The sequence below is a fragment of the Pseudomonas sp. 22072 genome (assembly GCF_052046095.1).
Lineage (GTDB): Bacteria > Pseudomonadota > Gammaproteobacteria > Pseudomonadales > Pseudomonadaceae > Aquipseudomonas > Aquipseudomonas paracarnis.
Window position 1 is genome coordinate 1 of sequence record NZ_JBQEQE010000035.1, and the last position, 15,121, is coordinate 15,121.

At 57.6% G+C, this 15,121-nt stretch carries 14 protein-coding genes, 4 tRNA genes and 1 riboswitch; of the genes, 5 read left to right on the forward strand and 13 right to left on the reverse strand.

The features are described 5' to 3' along the window. Nucleotides 1–362: 362 nt before the first annotated feature. A tRNA-Arg gene (locus ACTJLA_RS24265) sits at nucleotides 363–439 on the reverse strand. 317 nt (nucleotides 440–756) lie between these two features. Between ACTJLA_RS24265 and ACTJLA_RS24270 the strand changes: the two genes are divergently transcribed. Together ACTJLA_RS24270 and ACTJLA_RS24275 are read left to right on the forward strand one after the other, a co-directional pair. Continuing rightward, nucleotides 757–984 (forward strand): hypothetical protein, encoded by a 228-nt coding sequence (locus ACTJLA_RS24270; protein WP_054896750.1) that lies wholly within the window; start codon nucleotides 757–759, stop codon nucleotides 982–984. A 10-nt stretch (nucleotides 985–994) separates the two neighbouring features. Then, the gene (locus ACTJLA_RS24275; protein ID WP_054896749.1) at nucleotides 995–1,174 is read left to right on the forward strand and encodes a PA3371 family protein; all 180 of its coding nucleotides are present in this window, start codon (nucleotides 995–997) and stop codon (nucleotides 1,172–1,174) included. Nucleotides 1,175–1,297: 123 nt separating this feature from the next. Here ACTJLA_RS24275 and ACTJLA_RS24280 read toward each other — a convergent pair whose 3' ends face one another. After that, nucleotides 1,298–1,522, reverse strand: a complete 225-nt coding sequence (locus ACTJLA_RS24280; RefSeq protein ID WP_106117681.1) for a hypothetical protein — start codon at nucleotides 1,520–1,522, stop codon at nucleotides 1,298–1,300. Nucleotides 1,523–1,571: 49 nt separating this feature from the next. Between ACTJLA_RS24280 and ACTJLA_RS24285 the strand changes: the two genes are divergently transcribed. Next, entirely contained in the window at nucleotides 1,572–1,898 is a 327-nt protein-coding gene (locus ACTJLA_RS24285) for an Arc family DNA-binding protein (protein WP_003193592.1), read from the forward strand. A 101-nt stretch (nucleotides 1,899–1,999) separates the two neighbouring features. Here ACTJLA_RS24285 and mgtE read toward each other — a convergent pair whose 3' ends face one another. From mgtE to ltaE, 8 genes are all read right to left on the reverse strand, one after another. Continuing rightward, on the reverse strand, nucleotides 2,000–3,442 hold the full coding sequence (gene mgtE, locus ACTJLA_RS24290) for a magnesium transporter (protein ID WP_003193593.1): 1,443 nt from the start codon (nucleotides 3,440–3,442) through the stop codon (nucleotides 2,000–2,002). Nucleotides 3,443–3,790: 348 nt separating this feature from the next. After that, a tRNA-Arg gene (locus ACTJLA_RS24295) sits at nucleotides 3,791–3,867 on the reverse strand. A gap of 72 nt (nucleotides 3,868–3,939) precedes the next feature. Further along, nucleotides 3,940–4,016 (reverse strand) — tRNA-Arg (locus ACTJLA_RS24300). A 108-nt stretch (nucleotides 4,017–4,124) separates the two neighbouring features. After that, nucleotides 4,125–4,215 (reverse strand) — tRNA-Ser (locus tag ACTJLA_RS24305). A gap of 62 nt (nucleotides 4,216–4,277) precedes the next feature. Continuing rightward, nucleotides 4,278–4,466, reverse strand: a complete 189-nt coding sequence (gene csrA / locus ACTJLA_RS24310) for a carbon storage regulator CsrA (protein ID WP_003175645.1) — start codon at nucleotides 4,464–4,466, stop codon at nucleotides 4,278–4,280. A gap of 174 nt (nucleotides 4,467–4,640) precedes the next feature. After that, the gene (locus ACTJLA_RS24315; protein ID WP_003193595.1) at nucleotides 4,641–5,882 is read right to left on the reverse strand and encodes an aspartate kinase; all 1,242 of its coding nucleotides are present in this window, start codon (nucleotides 5,880–5,882) and stop codon (nucleotides 4,641–4,643) included. A gap of 99 nt (nucleotides 5,883–5,981) precedes the next feature. Then, the gene (gene alaS / locus ACTJLA_RS24320; protein WP_089042794.1) at nucleotides 5,982–8,600 is read right to left on the reverse strand and encodes an alanine--tRNA ligase; all 2,619 of its coding nucleotides are present in this window, start codon (nucleotides 8,598–8,600) and stop codon (nucleotides 5,982–5,984) included. A gap of 146 nt (nucleotides 8,601–8,746) precedes the next feature. Beyond that, a complete protein-coding gene (gene ltaE, locus ACTJLA_RS24325) occupies nucleotides 8,747–9,751 on the reverse strand; it encodes a low-specificity L-threonine aldolase (protein ID WP_034128464.1) in 1,005 nt (334 codons plus the stop codon). A gap of 190 nt (nucleotides 9,752–9,941) precedes the next feature. Next, nucleotides 9,942–10,111, forward strand: a riboswitch (FMN riboswitch). A 97-nt stretch (nucleotides 10,112–10,208) separates the two neighbouring features. Between ltaE and ACTJLA_RS24330 the strand changes: the two genes are divergently transcribed. Continuing rightward, nucleotides 10,209–10,718: a 6,7-dimethyl-8-ribityllumazine synthase gene (locus ACTJLA_RS24330; protein ID WP_054922336.1), complete on the forward strand. Its 510-nt coding sequence runs from the start codon at nucleotides 10,209–10,211 to the stop codon at nucleotides 10,716–10,718. A gap of 138 nt (nucleotides 10,719–10,856) precedes the next feature. Further along, the gene (locus tag ACTJLA_RS24335) at nucleotides 10,857–12,353 is read left to right on the forward strand and encodes a M91 family zinc metallopeptidase (RefSeq protein WP_157717964.1); all 1,497 of its coding nucleotides are present in this window, start codon (nucleotides 10,857–10,859) and stop codon (nucleotides 12,351–12,353) included. On the opposite strand, the gene astE is transcribed toward ACTJLA_RS24335, so the two are convergent. The 3 genes from astE to astB are packed head-to-tail and all read right to left on the reverse strand — an operon-like array spanning nucleotide 12,340 to nucleotide 15,025. Continuing rightward, nucleotides 12,340–13,356: a succinylglutamate desuccinylase gene (gene astE, locus ACTJLA_RS24340; protein WP_054922329.1), complete on the reverse strand. Its 1,017-nt coding sequence runs from the start codon at nucleotides 13,354–13,356 to the stop codon at nucleotides 12,340–12,342. The two genes, ACTJLA_RS24335 and astE, sit on opposite strands and share 14 nt — an antisense overlap. An 11-nt stretch (nucleotides 13,357–13,367) precedes the next feature. Then, nucleotides 13,368–13,652 carry a hypothetical protein gene (locus ACTJLA_RS24345; protein ID WP_054922326.1) on the reverse strand — a complete coding sequence of 95 codons (285 nt, stop codon included), beginning with the start codon at nucleotides 13,650–13,652 and terminating at the stop codon, nucleotides 13,368–13,370. A 26-nt stretch (nucleotides 13,653–13,678) separates the two neighbouring features. After that, on the reverse strand, nucleotides 13,679–15,025 hold the full coding sequence (gene astB, locus ACTJLA_RS24350) for an N-succinylarginine dihydrolase (RefSeq protein ID WP_197901181.1): 1,347 nt from the start codon (nucleotides 15,023–15,025) through the stop codon (nucleotides 13,679–13,681). Nucleotides 15,026–15,121: the final 96 nt, after the last annotated feature.

Consider the following 15,121-nt stretch of genomic DNA (forward strand, 5'->3'; position numbering starts at 1 on the left):
ACAGCAGCCTCATTTGCTGTCAAGTGGTTATTTTCAGAAGTTTTCGAAGATTTCTTCAACAACTTCAACCACTTGCGCTTTCGATCTCTCGTAAGCGGGAGGCGAATTCTACAGGGATCGCCATGAACGTCAACCCCTTATCCGCAAAAAAGCTAAAAACCCATTCGCCTATAAAATCAGGATGCCTCGCCGCCTCTTCTATATAAGAAGAAGCGTATAGCCCTAGGGCGTGAATACCCCCTCCCACACAAATGCATCGAACTCCAACCGGAAGAAGCCCGGCCGAGACCTGCGAAAGCGAGGAGCGAGAAAGACTGTTTTTTTAGACCGGCGAATACCGGAAAGGGAAAGCTCAACAGAGATGGTGTCCCAGGGCCGGTTCGAACGGCCAACCTTCCCCTTAGGAGGGGGATGCTCTATCCAATTGAGCTACTGGGACAAATGCTTACCCGGAAGGGCTAGCGACAGACGGCGTGCATCTTAACGGCCGAGGCTGGTTTTGTCATGTCGTCCGTTGGCATTTTGAATGTAGGCCGATCCCTGCGAATGCATTCAAAGCCTCTCGCTGCAGACCAAGGCCTCCAGATGCATCGTGCAAATTGCACTGCGCCAATATGCCATCATTGCAAACTGCAACCTCAAAACCCCACAAATCAAATCTAACTCTTTGTTTTTATTGGCCTAATAGGTTGGCACGACATCTGCTAAGTCATACATACACAACCAATCGTTCCAGGCACCGTGGAGACCATGACTATGAACAGCGCCCTTCTATTAGCACTGAACGCTGTGGCACTGGCCGCGGTGGTGACGTTTCATTTTCAGCCGACCAATACTGAAGACGGCGCGCAAATCAGCCAAGCCATTCCCCACCATCTGCAACAGCGCCCTCAACTCGCACTGATGACTGCCAACCCCCAGCCCCCCATTCGCCTGACCCAAGAAACCCAATCTGCCCCAGCGGCCGAGCATTGGGTTTTCTGAGAAAATATTCATGTCCAAATCTGCCTGGTTATTTCTGTGCCTGACCCTCATGTCCGCCGCACTAGGCCTGGGAGCCACCTCACAACAAGCTCAAATCCTAGCCTTCGTCGCAAGCGCCGTGCTGGGCAGCCTACTGATAATTGCACTCATCAAGGGTCGCCGAATCAAATTCGATCCACTCCTTCGCTAGCCCTCCCCCCGCCGCCCCTTCTCCCTACCTTATGTCGCCTGACACTCGTAAATAGCCGAACAGCTACTAACCTTAAGCTTGCGGGCAAAAGGCCATACCCCTATAGAAAGGACACCCTTCGACTCAGATTCCGCGCTGGCCTGGACGAAGGTTGCCGAGCTTCGCTGCAGCTGCAGGAAATTTTTCCAACCAGTCCGCAAAAACGCAAATCAGTACTGGCATAAAGCCTTTAGGCGGTTCAATATTTGTCACAGAATTGACGCCAATGAAATGGCAAATCTGAGGCATGATGCGGCCTCTTTGCAATTCGCGTTGAACTTTGGTCGTGAGCCTTGTCTTAACACTCATCTTGCGGCCAATTCCAGAAACCGCTCCCCTGAACTAACCGGTTAAATATATGCGCCCATTGAAACAGGCAATTTATTCCAGCCGTACGGCTGACAAATTCGTCGTACGTCTGCCAGACGGAATGCGGGAACGCATTGCCGAGGTGGCTCGCAATCATCACCGCAGCATGAACTCCGAAATCATCGCACGCCTGGAACAAAGCCTTATTCAGGAAGGTGCCTTGGGTGAAGAGTTGAGCATGCGCCTGGACAGCCCCGAGCTGTCACTGCACGAACGCGAACTGCTGCAGCGTTTTCGTCAACTCTCCCACCGCCAGCAAAATGCTCTCGTCTCGCTGATCGCGCACGACGTGGAGGCGGCCGCAGAAGCCAATTGATTGACACCTGAAAGCCGAAGCCAGCCCTGTGCTGGCTTTTTTTTGCGTCGAGTTTGGGAATAAGAAGCAAAGCGAGGGCAGGTTTGCCCCCGCGGGAAGGGTCAGAGCAGGAAGATCGTTGCCAGGCCCAAGAAGATGAAGAAACCACCACTGTCAGTCATGGCCGTGATCATCACACTGGCACCCATGGCGGGATCGCGACCTAGACGCGCCAGGGTCATGGGGATCAATACCCCCATCAAGGCCGCCAGCAACAGGTTAAGGGTCATGGCCGCAGTCATGACCACACCTAGGGACCAACTGCCGTAGAGCAAGTAGGCCACCACGCCAATCACGCCCCCCCACACCAATCCGTTTATGAGGCCTACAGCCAGTTCCTTGCGCAACAGCCGTGAGGAATTGGCGGTACTGACCTGGTCCAGCGCCATGGCGCGCACGATCATGGTGATGGTCTGGTTCCCGGAGTTGCCGCCAATGCCCGCCACAATCGGCATCAACGCCGCCAAGGCAACCAGCTTCTCGATGGAGCCTTCAAACAACCCGATCACGCGAGAAGCGATAAACGCGGTAATCAGATTGATAGCCAGCCAAGCCCAGCGGTTATGCAGTGAACGCCAGACCGACGCGAAAATATCTTCCTCTTCACGCAAACCCGCCATGTTGAGGACTTCGGTTTCACTTTCCTCACGGATCAAGTCGACGATTTCATCGATGGTCAGACGACCGATCAACTTGCCGTTCTTATCAACCACCGGAGCCGAGATCAAGTCGTAACGCTCGAATGCCTGGGCCGCGTCGTAGGCATCTTCGTCCGGGTGGAAGCTCACGGTATCGCTGGCCATCAGGTCAGCAACTTTTTTCTCCGGATCATTGACCAGCAGGCGCTTGATCGGCAAAACGCCTTTGAGGATGCCCTCATAGTCGACCACAAACAATTTGTCGGTGTGGCCGGGCAACTCTTTGAGGCGGCGCAGGTAACGCAGCACCACTTCCAGGCTGACGTCTTCGCGGATGGTGACCATCTCGAAGTCCATCAGGGCGCCGACCTGATCCTCGTCGTACGACAGCGCGGAACGCACACGCTCACGCTGCTGCGTGTCGAGCGCTTCCATCAACTCATGGACAACATCACGGGGCAGCTCAGGGGCCAGGTCAGCAAGCTCGTCCGCATCCATCTCCTTGGCGGCAGCCAGGAGTTCGTGGTCATCCATGTCGGCGATGAGCGTCTCACGCACCGAGTCCGATACTTCCAGAAGGATGTCACCGTCGCGATCAGCCTTCACCAACTGCCACAGGGTCAGTCGGTCATCCAACGGCAAGGCTTCAAGAATGTAGGCGACGTCGGCGGAGTGCAGGTCATCGAGCTTGCGTTGCAACTCGACGAGGTTTTGCCGGTGAACCAGGTTTTCGACGCGGTCGTGGTTCGGACCTTCCTGGCGGTGCGTGAGGTCTTCGACCACGCGCTGGCGCTGCAGCAGCTCGATAACTTGAGCCAGACGATCCTGCAGGCTTTCTTGTGTTTTCTTTACTTCTACTTCGGTCATAGGCGAACTCCACTCCCAGCAGCGGGGCACGCCGGAAGGATCAATCAGTCAATTCATGATTGGTAAAACGGGGTACTGAGTAACTACTGGGTAAGTCCATGGAGGTATTCCACAAGCCCCGGCGGGGCTGACGGGCGCATGATACACCGCCCGGACGTTTTAAACGTTAAAAAACTGGAAAGAACAAGCGCTTGCACGCCAAAGCTCAGTATTGGCTGCATCTATGAACTGCGACGACGCAGACGCATGGGAAAACACATGAGGAGGGAGAAAAAGGAGGACGCCGGATAAAGCCTATACAAACCCCAGACGGCAAAAAGCCCGCACTAGGCGGGCTTTTTGTTTGTATGGTGCACTCGACAGGATTCGAACCTGTGACCGCTCGGTTCGTAGCCGAGTACTCTATCCAGCTGAGCTACGAGTGCAGATTGTGTTTTTAGACCAGATCACAACTGGTTGAAGCCAAGCTACCTGCATCGCTGCAACTAACTCTTAAATGGTGCACTCGACAGGATTCGAACCTGTGACCGCTCGGTTCGTAGCCGAGTACTCTATCCAGCTGAGCTACGAGTGCATTTGTTGCCGCGCATTATAGGCCGTTCAATCTCTATGTAAAGCTATTTTTTCGAGTATTTTCAACAACTTACCGAAAAAACCAGATTGCAACGTACTAAGCAAATAATGGCGGAGAACGGGGGATTCGAACCCCCGACACCCTTTTGAGGTGTACTCCCTTAGCAGGGGAGCGCCTTCGGCCACTCGGCCAGCTCTCCGCAACACGGGGCGTATATTAACCACGTTCCTCCCCGTTTGCAAACATAAAAAACGATAAAAATTAAAGGCTTGGTTCTTCGTCCTTCTCTTTCTTGATCCGCAGGTAGATTTCCTCGCGGTGGACCGCCACCTCTTTCGGAGCGTTAACCCCAATACGTACTTGATTGCCTTTGACGCCGAGCACGGTCACAGTGATTTCGCCATCACCGATAATCAGGCTTTCTGCGCAACGACGAGTCAGAATCAGCATACCTTTCACCTCACGCATTTCAGTTCAGGAACAACAGTCTGCAAAAAAAAAGCATTCGACCTACAACCAAAAGGTCGTAGCCCTACTCGCTAAGTATTGTCGAGCCCATGCAAAAGACCATGTACCCCACAAAAAAATGAAAGGCGCGGTAAACCGCGCCTTCCTGGCAATGCATCACTCGCCCTGTCGGGCCGGCGCATCCAACTCAAAAGCCGTATGCAGCGCGCGTACAGCCAGCTCCAGGTACTTCTCTTCGAGGACGACCGAGACTTTGATTTCCGAGGTGGAAATCATCTGGATGTTGATACCTTCTTTGGCAAGAGCCCCGAACATACGGCTGGCAACGCCAGCATGGGACCGCATGCCCACCCCGACGATCGACACCTTTGCAATCTTGGTATCGCCGACCACTTCACGCGCGCCAATCTCGCTCGCAGTGTTCTGCAGGATTTTCAATGCTGCATCGTATTCATTGCGATGCACGGTGAAGGTGAAATCGGTGGTGTTGTCGTGCGAAACGTTCTGCACGATCATGTCGACTTCAACATTCGCATCGCTGACAGGCCCCAGAATCTTGAAAGCCACGCCTGGGGTGTCTGGCACGCCACGGATCGTCAGCTTGGCTTCATCGCGATTGAAAGCGATGCCGGAAATGATCGGCTGTTCCATGGATTCCTCTTCATCAATAGTAATGAGGGTGCCCGGACCCTCCTTGAAGCTGTGCAATACGCGCAGCGGAACGTTGTACTTGCCGGCGAACTCCACCGCACGAATCTGCAACACCTTGGAACCAAGGCTGGCCATTTCCAGCATTTCTTCAAAGGTGATCTTGTCCAGCCGTTGGGCCACTGGCACGACGCGTGGGTCAGTGGTGTAGACGCCATCCACATCGGTATAGATCTGGCATTCGTCAGCCTTGAGCGCTGCCGCCAGGGCCACACCGGTGGTGTCCGAACCGCCACGACCCAGCGTGGTGATGTTGCCGTGCTCATCCACGCCCTGGAAACCCGCTACAACTACCACACGGCCTGCTTTGAGATCAGTGCGAATTTTCTGATCATCAATCTGCAGGATCCGCGCCTTGGTATGTGCGCTGTCTGTAAGAATGCGCACCTGACTACCAGTGTAGGACACCGCTGGCACGCCACGCTTGTTCAGCGCCATGGCCAACAGCGCAATGGTTACCTGCTCGCCCGTGGAGACAATCACATCCAGCTCGCGCGGCAGCGGCTGTTGATCACCGCTGATGGCCTTGGCCAGATCGATCAGGCGATTGGTCTCGCCACTCATGGCCGACAGCACCACTACCAGGTCATCGCCAGCATCGCGGAACTTCTTAACCTTGTCGGCGACCTGCTCGATTCTTTCGACAGAACCGACCGAGGTGCCTCCAAATTTCTGTACGATCAAAGCCATTTCCAAGCCGCCTCAGCCCGTAAAGGGGCGCCTAATTTCCAATCCACCCGCACTGAACAAGCCCGTGACTAGACAGACCACGGGCCGGTTAACAGTGCTTTAAATACCTGCCTCGACAAATGGCACGGTCAAGGCCAGCGCCGCGTCCAGGGCTGCGGCATCGACACCACCGCCTTGCGCCATGTCCGGACGACCACCGCCCTTGCCGCCCACTGTCGCAGCGGCTTGCTTCATCAAATCACCGGCTTTGAGTTGGCCAGTCAGGTCCTTGGTTACACCAGCAACCAGAACGACCTTATCCTCATGGACACTGCCGAGCAGGATCACTGCGCGGCCGAGCTTGTTCTTCAACTGATCGACCAAGGCCAACAGCGCCTTGCCATCCTGGCCGTCCAGGCGCGCAGCCAGGACTTTTACGTCCTTGACGTCAACCGCCGCGGCCGACAGGTCATCGCCCGCAGCGCTCGCCGCCTTGGCCTGCAACTGCTCCAGCTGTTTCTCAAGCGCACGGTTGCGCTCCAGCACGGCGGACAGCTTGTCGATCAGGTTGTCGCGGCTGCCCTTGACCAGGCCGGCCGCTTCCTTGAGTTGTTCTTCGGCTGCATTGAGATAAGCCAGGGCCGCAGCACCGGTTACCGCTTCAATACGACGTACGCCCGAGGCCACACCACCTTCGCTGATGATCTTCAGCAGGCCGATATCGCCGGTGCGGTTGGCGTGGATGCCACCACAGAGTTCTACCGAGAAGCTGCCGCCCATGCTCAGTACGCGGACTTCGTCGCCGTACTTCTCGCCAAACAGCGCCATGGCGCCTTTATTCCTGGCGGTCTCGATATCGGTTTCTTCGGTTTCAACCGGGGTATTCTTGCGAATCTCGGCGTTGACGATGTCTTCCAAGGCCTTGATCTGCTCAGGCTTGATCGCTTCAAAGTGGCTGAAGTCAAAACGCAGGCGCTGGCTGTCCACCAACGAACCTTTTTGCTGCACGTGCTCGCCCAGTACCTGGCGCAGCGCGGCGTGCAGCAAGTGAGTGGCCGAATGGTTCAACGCCGTGGCATGCCGTACGTCGGCATCCACCTGGGTGTCTACCGGTGCGCCCACGGTAAAGTTGCCCAGCACCAGCACACCGTGATGCAGGAAAGCCCCGCCGGTCTTGGTGGTGTCGCGCACATCAAAACGACCGGATGTCGAGCTCAGGAAACCGCAATCGCCAATCTGGCCACCCGACTCGGCATAGAAAGGCGTCTGGTCCAGTACCACAACCGCCTCTTCACCTTCGCTCAACACGTCGACCGACTTGCCGTCTTTATAGATGGCGACGATCTTGGCCGAGCCCGCAGTCGCCTTGTAGCCGGTGAACTCGGTCGGTACGTCAACCTTGACCAGGGTGTTGTAGTCCAGGCCAAAGGAGCTGGCCGAACGTGCGCGCACGCGCTGGGCTTCCATCTCACGCTCGAAACCGGCTTCGTCGACGGTCAACTCACGCTCGCGGGCGATGTCGGCAGTCAGGTCCATCGGGAAACCATAGGTGTCGTACAACTTGAACACCACATCACCCGGCACCACGGTGCCTTTGAGCTCAGCCAGGTCCTGTTCCAGAATCTTCAGGCCATGCTCCAGGGTCTTGGAGAATTGCTCCTCTTCAGCCTTGAGCACCCGCTCGATGTTGCTTTGCTGTTGCTTGAGTTCCGGGAAGGCATCGCCCATCTCGGCAACCAGCGCGGCCACGATCTTGTAGAAGAAGCTGCCGGTAGCGCCCAGCTTGTTACCGTGGCGGCACGCGCGACGGATGATGCGACGCAGCACGTAGCCACGGCCTTCGTTGGACGGCAGCACGCCGTCGGCGATAAGAAAACCGCAGGAACGGATGTGGTCCGACACCACCTTGAGCGAAGACTGGCCTTCATTGGCGCAGCCAATGGCCGCCGCCGAGGCGCTCAGCAGGTTGGTGAACAGGTCGATTTCGTAGTTGGAGTGAACGTGCTGCATCACCGCACTGATCCGCTCCAGGCCCATGCCGGTGTCCACCGACGGTGCCGGCAGCGGATGCAACACGCCATCGGCGGTGCGGTTGAACTGCATGAACACGTTGTTCCAGATCTCGATGTAACGGTCGCCGTCTTCTTCCGGCGAACCTGGCGGGCCACCCCAGATATCGTCGCCGTGATCGTAGAAAATCTCGGTGCACGGGCCGCACGGGCCGGTATCGCCCATGGTCCAGAAGTTATCGGACGCGTAGGGCGCGCCTTTGTTGTCACCGATACGGATCATGCGCTCGGCAGGTACACCGATTTCCTGGGTCCAGATGTCATACGCTTCATCGTCCGTCGCGTACACGGTGACCCAGAGCTTTTCCTTGGGCAGCTTCAGCACGCCGGTGAGGAAGGTCCAGGCGAACGTGATCGCGTCTTTCTTGAAATAGTCGCCGAAGCTGAAGTTACCCAGCATCTCGAAAAAGGTGTGGTGACGAGCGGTGTAGCCGACGTTTTCCAGGTCACTGTTCTTGCCGCCGGCGCGTACGCACTTCTGGCTGCTGGTAGCGCGGGTGTAGGCGCGCTTTTCCTGGCCCAGGAAGCAGTCCTTGAACTGGTTCATCCCCGCGTTAGTGAACAGCAGGGTTGGGTCATTGCCTGGGATCAAGGAGCTGGAGGCTACACGGGTGTGACCTTGCTCTTCGAAGAAGCGAAGGAAGGCTTCACGGATTTCTGCGCTTTTCATTAGGTTCTTCCACGGAGGCTGCGGCCAAAGGCCAGTGCGCAACATCATCAGACGGAGCGACGGCAAAGGGCCGCATTATATCGGCCCTTTGCCGGTGGTACAGCGTGTTTATGTGATAGAAACAGTCAATTAGACGGCCTGCACTGTCATTTCTGCGAAAACGCGACGAATGTCTGCAGCACTTGCTCGATCTGCGCCCGGCTGACGTCCAGATGGGTGACCATGCGCAGGCGCGGCGCGGCACTCAACTTGACCCCACGCTCGGCCGCAAAGGCCTTCAGCGCCTGCGCCTGATCGCCTACCTGCACATACACCATATTGGTCTGCACCGGCTCGACGCTGTAGCCGGCCTTGCGTAACTCATCGCCCAGCCATTGCGCGTTGGCATGGTCGTCAGCCAGGCGCTGCACCTGATGATCCAGAGCATACAACCCCGCCGCCGCCAGTGAGCCGGCCTGGCGCATGCCGCCGCCGACCATCTTGCGCAAGCGCCGAGCCTTGGCGATCAGCGCCGCCGAGCCACACAGCACCGAACCGACCGGCGCGCCGAGGCCCTTGGACAGGCACACCGACACCGAATCGAAGTGCTGGGCGATTTCTCTCGCATCCACCCCCAGCTTGACTGCTGCGTTGTAAAGGCGGGCGCCATCCAGGTGCAGGGCCAGGCCGTGCTCGTGGGTAAATGCCCGGGCCTTGGCCAGATAATCCAGCGGCAGCACTTTGCCCTGCATGGTGTTTTCCAGCGCCAGCAGGCGCGTGCGCGCGAAGTGGAAGTCGTCGGGCTTGATGGCTGCAAGCACCTGGTTCAGATCAAGGGAGCCATCAGCTTGCACTTCCAGGGGCTGCGGCTGGATCGACCCCAGCACCGCCGCACCGCCACCTTCGTATTTGTAGGTGTGGGCCTGCTGGCCGACGATGTATTCCTCGCCGCGCTCACAGTGAGCCATCAACGCCAGCAGGTTGCTCATGGTGCCGGTGGGTACGAACAGCGCCGCGGCAAAGCCCAGGCGCTTGGCCAACTCGGCCTCCAAGCGGTTGACGCTGGGGTCTTCACCATAAACATCATCGCCGCTGACGGCGCTGGCCATTGCGTCGAGCATGCCGGGGGTAGGTTGGGTCACTGTGTCGCTGCGCAGGTCGATCACGGTCATGAAGGGGGCCTCTAACGGAGTGGATAAGTCCTTTTGTGTGTGATTACTGCGGGCAAAGCCACGGAATATCAAGCCCCTATTGCATTCATTCGAATACCAACCAATCAAACCGATATAAGTTATCGAGACGGCAGCCGTGCAGTTTTCGAAAAACCATGTTAAAAACTCTCCGCCGCCAGGGTTCTGGTGGCAACGTTCTCAGGGCGGGGTGCAATTCCCCACCGGCGGTAATTGCACGCAATGTGCATAGCCCGCGAGCGCTTGGCGCCTCGAACTGCTCAGGCAGGACGGCGACGAGGTCAGCAGACCCGGTGTGATCCCGGGGCCGACGGTCATAGTCCGGATGAAGAGAGAACGGGATTGGCACCTAAGGGCCGCGCGCCTGTTTGCGCATGCGTACCCTTAAATCCCATTCGATTCATAACGCCCTGTTTTTTTCTTAAACAGGAGTCAGAACATGCAACCCACCGCAATCGACAGCAAAAGCAAAAACCATCACGGCGAGCGCGTCGCGTTTATCCAGGCCTGCTGGCACAAGGATATTGTCGACCAGTCGCGCAAAGGCTTCCTCGCCGAAATGATCGCCCAGGGTTATCAGGAATCGGACATCGACTTCTTCGAAGTCGGCGGCGCCTTTGAAATGCCCCTACACGCCAAGTTGCTGGCCAAGACCGGCCGTTACGCCGGGATCGTCGCTGCCGCGCTGGTGGTGGACGGCGGCATCTACCGTCACGAATTCGTCGCGCAATCAGTGGTCAGCGGCCTGATGCAGGTGCAGTTGGAAACTGAAGTGCCGGTGTTCTCGGTGTCCCTGACGCCGCACCACTTCCATGCCGGCAGCGAGCACACCACGTTCTTCTATGAGCACTTCGTGCACAAGGGTCAGGAAGCTGCGCGTACCTGCGCCGATACCCTGCACAAAGTGCGGGCGATCTATCAAAGCGAGCCGCAAAAGCGCGTTAGCTGATTGCATCCGAGCCCTGTCCAGCCGAGTTTCCTTGGATCGACAGGGCATATATATAAGTAAAACCAGTGATTGATGTACCGACGATGTAATGGTTTTGAGGTTTACCTCAAAAGAGTTCCCATCATCAACGGAGTCAGCATGTCTGAGATTACCCTTCCAAGCGCTCCGCGCGCTCCCGATAACGTCTGGATGATTGACGGACGAATCAGCGACCCCATCAACCGCACCAAAAACCTCCAAAGGGGCCCGCACGCCCAACTGCCGTTAGCGTTCATCACGCTGCATGCCGATAATACCGTGCTTGTCGAGCGCGAATTGGCCGATGAACTGCACGATTACCTTGTGTTCACAACCACCGATAAAGCCGACCGAATCTGCGTCGACCTCCCCGCGCAAGGCGAAGGTGAAGGCCTCAGCGTCATAGTCAATACGCAACGTTTCCATGTCACCCTGAACGGGCTCAATCAGTTCGTGGTGTTCCGGACACAGGGCGGTGATGACCTAATTAATGTTGCCGACGATGTCACCCACCCCATCCTGATCGACGCCGGTGAAGGCAGTGATCGCATCTGGGCCGGAGGCGGCTACTCGCGCATTTTCGCCGGCCCCGGCGAAGATATGATCCTGACTCGGCGAGGCGCCTGCTATATCGAGGCAGGTGATGGAAACGACAAGGTTGTTGCCCTCGCCGACGGTGACATGACGGTCTACTCCGGCGCGGGGGACGATACCGTCATTGGCGCCCAAGGGCAGGCCTTTATCAATGGCGGAGAGGGCCATGATCATCTGACAGGGGGAGGCAAGCACAACATCCTGGTGGGTGGGCCAGGCGATGATATTTTACAGGCAGGCCCGCACAGCAATGTGATGTATGCCGGACACGGCATGGATCTGGCACTTCAGCTCAAGCCGAGGGACATAGTCTTCAAAGACTCCAACACCATCCTTGTTGCTGCGCAGCAGTTCAGCGTGCCCGCTTCCACATCAGGGAACAGCTCGCCAATAGATGTCCAGCAAGCGCGGGTGACCGATATCAATTACTACCCTCTGATCCACAGCGGCGTTCGAGTAGTCGGTAGCCTCCAGTTTCAACAACGAGTAAACGATGACCTCTCGCTGCTGGCCCAATCGCCGAACGGGCAACAATTGCTGCAAGCGCTGTACGCCGCGCAATTGATAGGCGGCACCCCAATCAATATCTATGAGTTGCAAGATGAGAGCAACGGGCTGTTTGCGCCGAGCAACGAATCGGAACCCAGGTCATTCATTGAGAATAATCAACGGGGCATACCGGCCTACGGTGGTTCGATCTACTACAATCCGACGTTCATCGGCAATCGAATGACCAACATACCGTTGCTTTATCACGAGCTGTGCCATGCGTACAACGCGGTCACCGGAACCACCCTGCCAGGATACAGCGAGGACGGTGTCGACGGCGACAAGGCCCGTCCGCTCATCCGCAACAGCGAACTGCAGGCGGTGGGCCTGCCTACAGACGCCCCCCCTTTCGACTTCGACAACGACCCGTCGACTCCACCCACCAATTCCAACCCGGTGTCATTCAGTGAGAATGGTATCCGCGAAGAACTGAACATGCCGCCGCGCAAACAGTATTCCTTTAACCCTGTTTAAGCTCCGCGGCGTCTTCTGAGGTCGGCACAATTAATATCCCCGCCCGTAGGCCATTCTTGACCTTCGGGTTGGGGAAAATGATATGCGCGCCCTCCTCCTCGATCACCCAACGGGTCTTGGCCACGTCTTCGGCCAACAGGTAGCCCTTGGCCAACGGCGAGAAGTTTTCCACATCCGCCGGCAGGTGCAACAGGAACGCGTCGCTGTGCTTGATCACTTCACGGGACACGGCAAACAGCTGCAGGCCGTCCAGGCTCTCGGTCACAGGCTCGGTGCCCTCGATGATCTGCGTGAGGCGAGCCTCCAGGAGACGCACGTCTACACCCTCGTTGTGCCCGAATGGTCGCGCCTTGCCCAATTCAAGGGTGAAGGCCTCGGCGCCCAACTGTTCATAGGTAAACGCGGTGAAGGTGATCGAGGTTTTATTCTGCAGCAACACCGCTTGTATACCGGCAGCGCGCAGGCGTGCCAGCTCGTGGCGCGAATGCTGGCGCCCTTCCTTCCAGGGATACAGCGCGAATTGTTCGATCTTCGAGCCACGAATCGCGGTGTGCAGGTCGTAATGCAGGCGCGAGCGGCCAGGCAGGCTGAAAAAGCTGCGGGCCAATTGCTCAAGCTCGGCGGCGCGCATGGCTTCGGGGCCAATGTTTTGTTCATGACGGCCATTGAACAGCCGGTTGACGTCCAGCTCGAGGTAACGCTCACCGCGGCGCATGGCCTCGGTATTACCGAACAGGAACAGAATACGGGTGCGGGGTTTGATCTCCCCGCGGGCAATGCCATGCAACAGGCGGTCGAGCAATTCGATCGGCGCGGTTTCGTTGCCATGGATGCCGGACGACAACAGCAAGTCGCTGCCGTTGTCCAGAGCTTCAGGAGGACGCACTTCAAGCGCGCCTTCGCTGAGCCAGCGCATCTGCACGCCGTCGACAGTCAGTTGAATTTTTTGCGCCGGTTCACGACCGGCGAGGGTCAGTTCAAGCAGTTTGCCGAGGGCGAGCATAAGCAGCTTCCTTAGTGGTTGCAGCCTGGGCCATGGACGTGATCGTCGTCACCTTCAACGTCGGCCGGTTCCATTTCCAGTTGCAGGCTCATCAGGTTGGTGGCCAATGGGCGCATCAGCAGGTTGGCGTACTCGGCGTCGCCCTCCTCTACGTCTACGCCAATCAGCAGTTGGCCGCGGCCATCGTGCTGGATCCAGATCTCCTTGCCCTGCCAGACCACGGCGACGCGGGTGCAGGAGGTTTCCAGCTGGGTGCCGTCGGTGTCTTCAAGGATGAGTTTCAGGGTGTCGGTCATAAATAAAATATCTCAGCCGTGTGGCATTAATTGATCTGGAAAGGATAAACCGAGCCCAGTTTAAGGATTTGCGTCAGTTCATCCAGTGCCGTCCGGCACTCAAGCAGCAACTGCGGGTCAGCCAGGTCGGTTTCGCGCAGGCTGTCACGGTAGTGCTTGCCCACCCAATGGGTCAGGGTTTCGTACAACGGCGCGGTCATGATAACCCCTGGGTTCACGGCCGCCAGCTCGGTTTCGTTCAACGCCACGCGCAGGCGCAGGCACGCCGGCCCACCGCCATTCTGCATGCTTTGCTTGAGGTCGAAGACCTTGACTTCGCGGATCAACCCGCCGGAAACGGTCAAGCCTTGCAGGTACTGCCACACGCGCTCATTGGCGCGGCACTCTTCCGGCACGATCAGCAGCATCGAACCATCAGGACGAGTCAGCAACTGGCTGTTGAACAGGTAGGAACGCACCGCGTCCTCGACACTGACCAACGCGCGGGGCACACACACCGACTGGAAGTTGCCGCCCAGCTTGCTCAACTTGCCGTGCAGTTCGGCGAGCATCTGTTCGGTATTGAGGAACGCATCCTCGTGATAGAACAGCACCTCGCCGTTGCCCACCGCGATCACATCGTTGTGGAACACACCGGCATCGATCACCGCAGGGTTCTGCTGGGCGTAGACCACACCATCATCCTTCAAGCCATGCAGGCGCGCAACGGCCTGGGAGGCTTCGAGGGTCTGGCGCGCCGGGTACTTCTGCGGGGCCGGGTAACGGGGGTCGAAAGCACTACGGCCGAAGACGAAAAACTCGACGCCCGCCTCGCCGTACTCACGACAGAAACGCGTGTGGTTGGCCGCGCCTTCATCGCCAAATTGCGCCACGGCCGGCAAGGCGGCGTGGTGAGCGAAATGCTTGCCATCGGAGAACATCGCCCCCAGCACTCGGCTGGTGGTGGGGTGCTCGATGCTGCGGTGGTATTTGCAATTGAGGTTGGCAGCGGTGAAATGCACACGACCGTCTGCGGTGTCGGCACTTGGGCTGACGGTGGCGGCGTTGGCTACCCACATGCTGGATGCCGAGCAGCTCGCTACCAGCAAAGGCATGGCCTGCCTGGCAGCCTGCTCGATCACCTGAGCGTCGGTGCCGCTGAAACCCAAGCTGCGCAAGGCGGCTACATCCGGGCGCTCCTGGGGCGCCAATACACCTTGCACAAAGCCCATGTCCATCAGGGCTTTCATTTTCTGCAGGCCCTGCAACGCCGCTTCCTTCGGGTTGGAAGACTGCTGGCTGTTGCTTTGGGACGCGACGTTGCCGAATGACAAACCGCCGTAGTTATGGGTCGGCCCCACTAGACCGTCAAAATTGACTTCACAGGATTTCATCGGCGAGGCTCCACAAACATCTGTTTTTATAGGCATCAAATCACTTGAATACACCACAGATCCATTGTGGGAGCGGGCTTGCTCGCGAAAGCGGTG

Bases quoted from the DNA above. Each gene is read 5' to 3' on its own strand.
- ACTJLA_RS24270 (WP_054896750.1), top strand. From the start codon at position 757: ATGAACAGCGCCCTTCTATTAGCACTGAACGCTGTGGCACTGGCCGCG.
- ACTJLA_RS24275 (WP_054896749.1), top strand. From the start codon at position 995: ATGTCCAAATCTGCCTGGTTATTTCTGTGCCTGACCCTCATGTCCGCC.
- ACTJLA_RS24280 (WP_106117681.1), bottom strand. From the start codon at position 1,522: ATGAGTGTTAAGACAAGGCTCACGACCAAAGTTCAACGCGAATTGCAA.
- ACTJLA_RS24285 (WP_003193592.1), top strand. From the start codon at position 1,572: ATGCGCCCATTGAAACAGGCAATTTATTCCAGCCGTACGGCTGACAAA.
- mgtE (WP_003193593.1), bottom strand. From the start codon at position 3,442: ATGACCGAAGTAGAAGTAAAGAAAACACAAGAAAGCCTGCAGGATCGT.
- csrA (WP_003175645.1), bottom strand. From the start codon at position 4,466: ATGCTGATTCTGACTCGTCGTTGCGCAGAAAGCCTGATTATCGGTGAT.
- ACTJLA_RS24315 (WP_003193595.1), bottom strand. From the start codon at position 5,882: ATGGCTTTGATCGTACAGAAATTTGGAGGCACCTCGGTCGGTTCTGTC.
- alaS (WP_089042794.1), bottom strand. From the start codon at position 8,600: ATGAAAAGCGCAGAAATCCGTGAAGCCTTCCTTCGCTTCTTCGAAGAG.
- ltaE (WP_034128464.1), bottom strand. From the start codon at position 9,751: ATGACCGTGATCGACCTGCGCAGCGACACAGTGACCCAACCTACCCCC.
- ACTJLA_RS24330 (WP_054922336.1), top strand. From the start codon at position 10,209: ATGCAACCCACCGCAATCGACAGCAAAAGCAAAAACCATCACGGCGAG.
- ACTJLA_RS24335 (WP_157717964.1), top strand. From the start codon at position 10,857: ATGTCTGAGATTACCCTTCCAAGCGCTCCGCGCGCTCCCGATAACGTC.
- astE (WP_054922329.1), bottom strand. From the start codon at position 13,356: ATGCTCGCCCTCGGCAAACTGCTTGAACTGACCCTCGCCGGTCGTGAA.
- ACTJLA_RS24345 (WP_054922326.1), bottom strand. From the start codon at position 13,652: ATGACCGACACCCTGAAACTCATCCTTGAAGACACCGACGGCACCCAG.
- astB (WP_197901181.1), bottom strand. From the start codon at position 15,025: ATGAAATCCTGTGAAGTCAATTTTGACGGTCTAGTGGGGCCGACCCAT.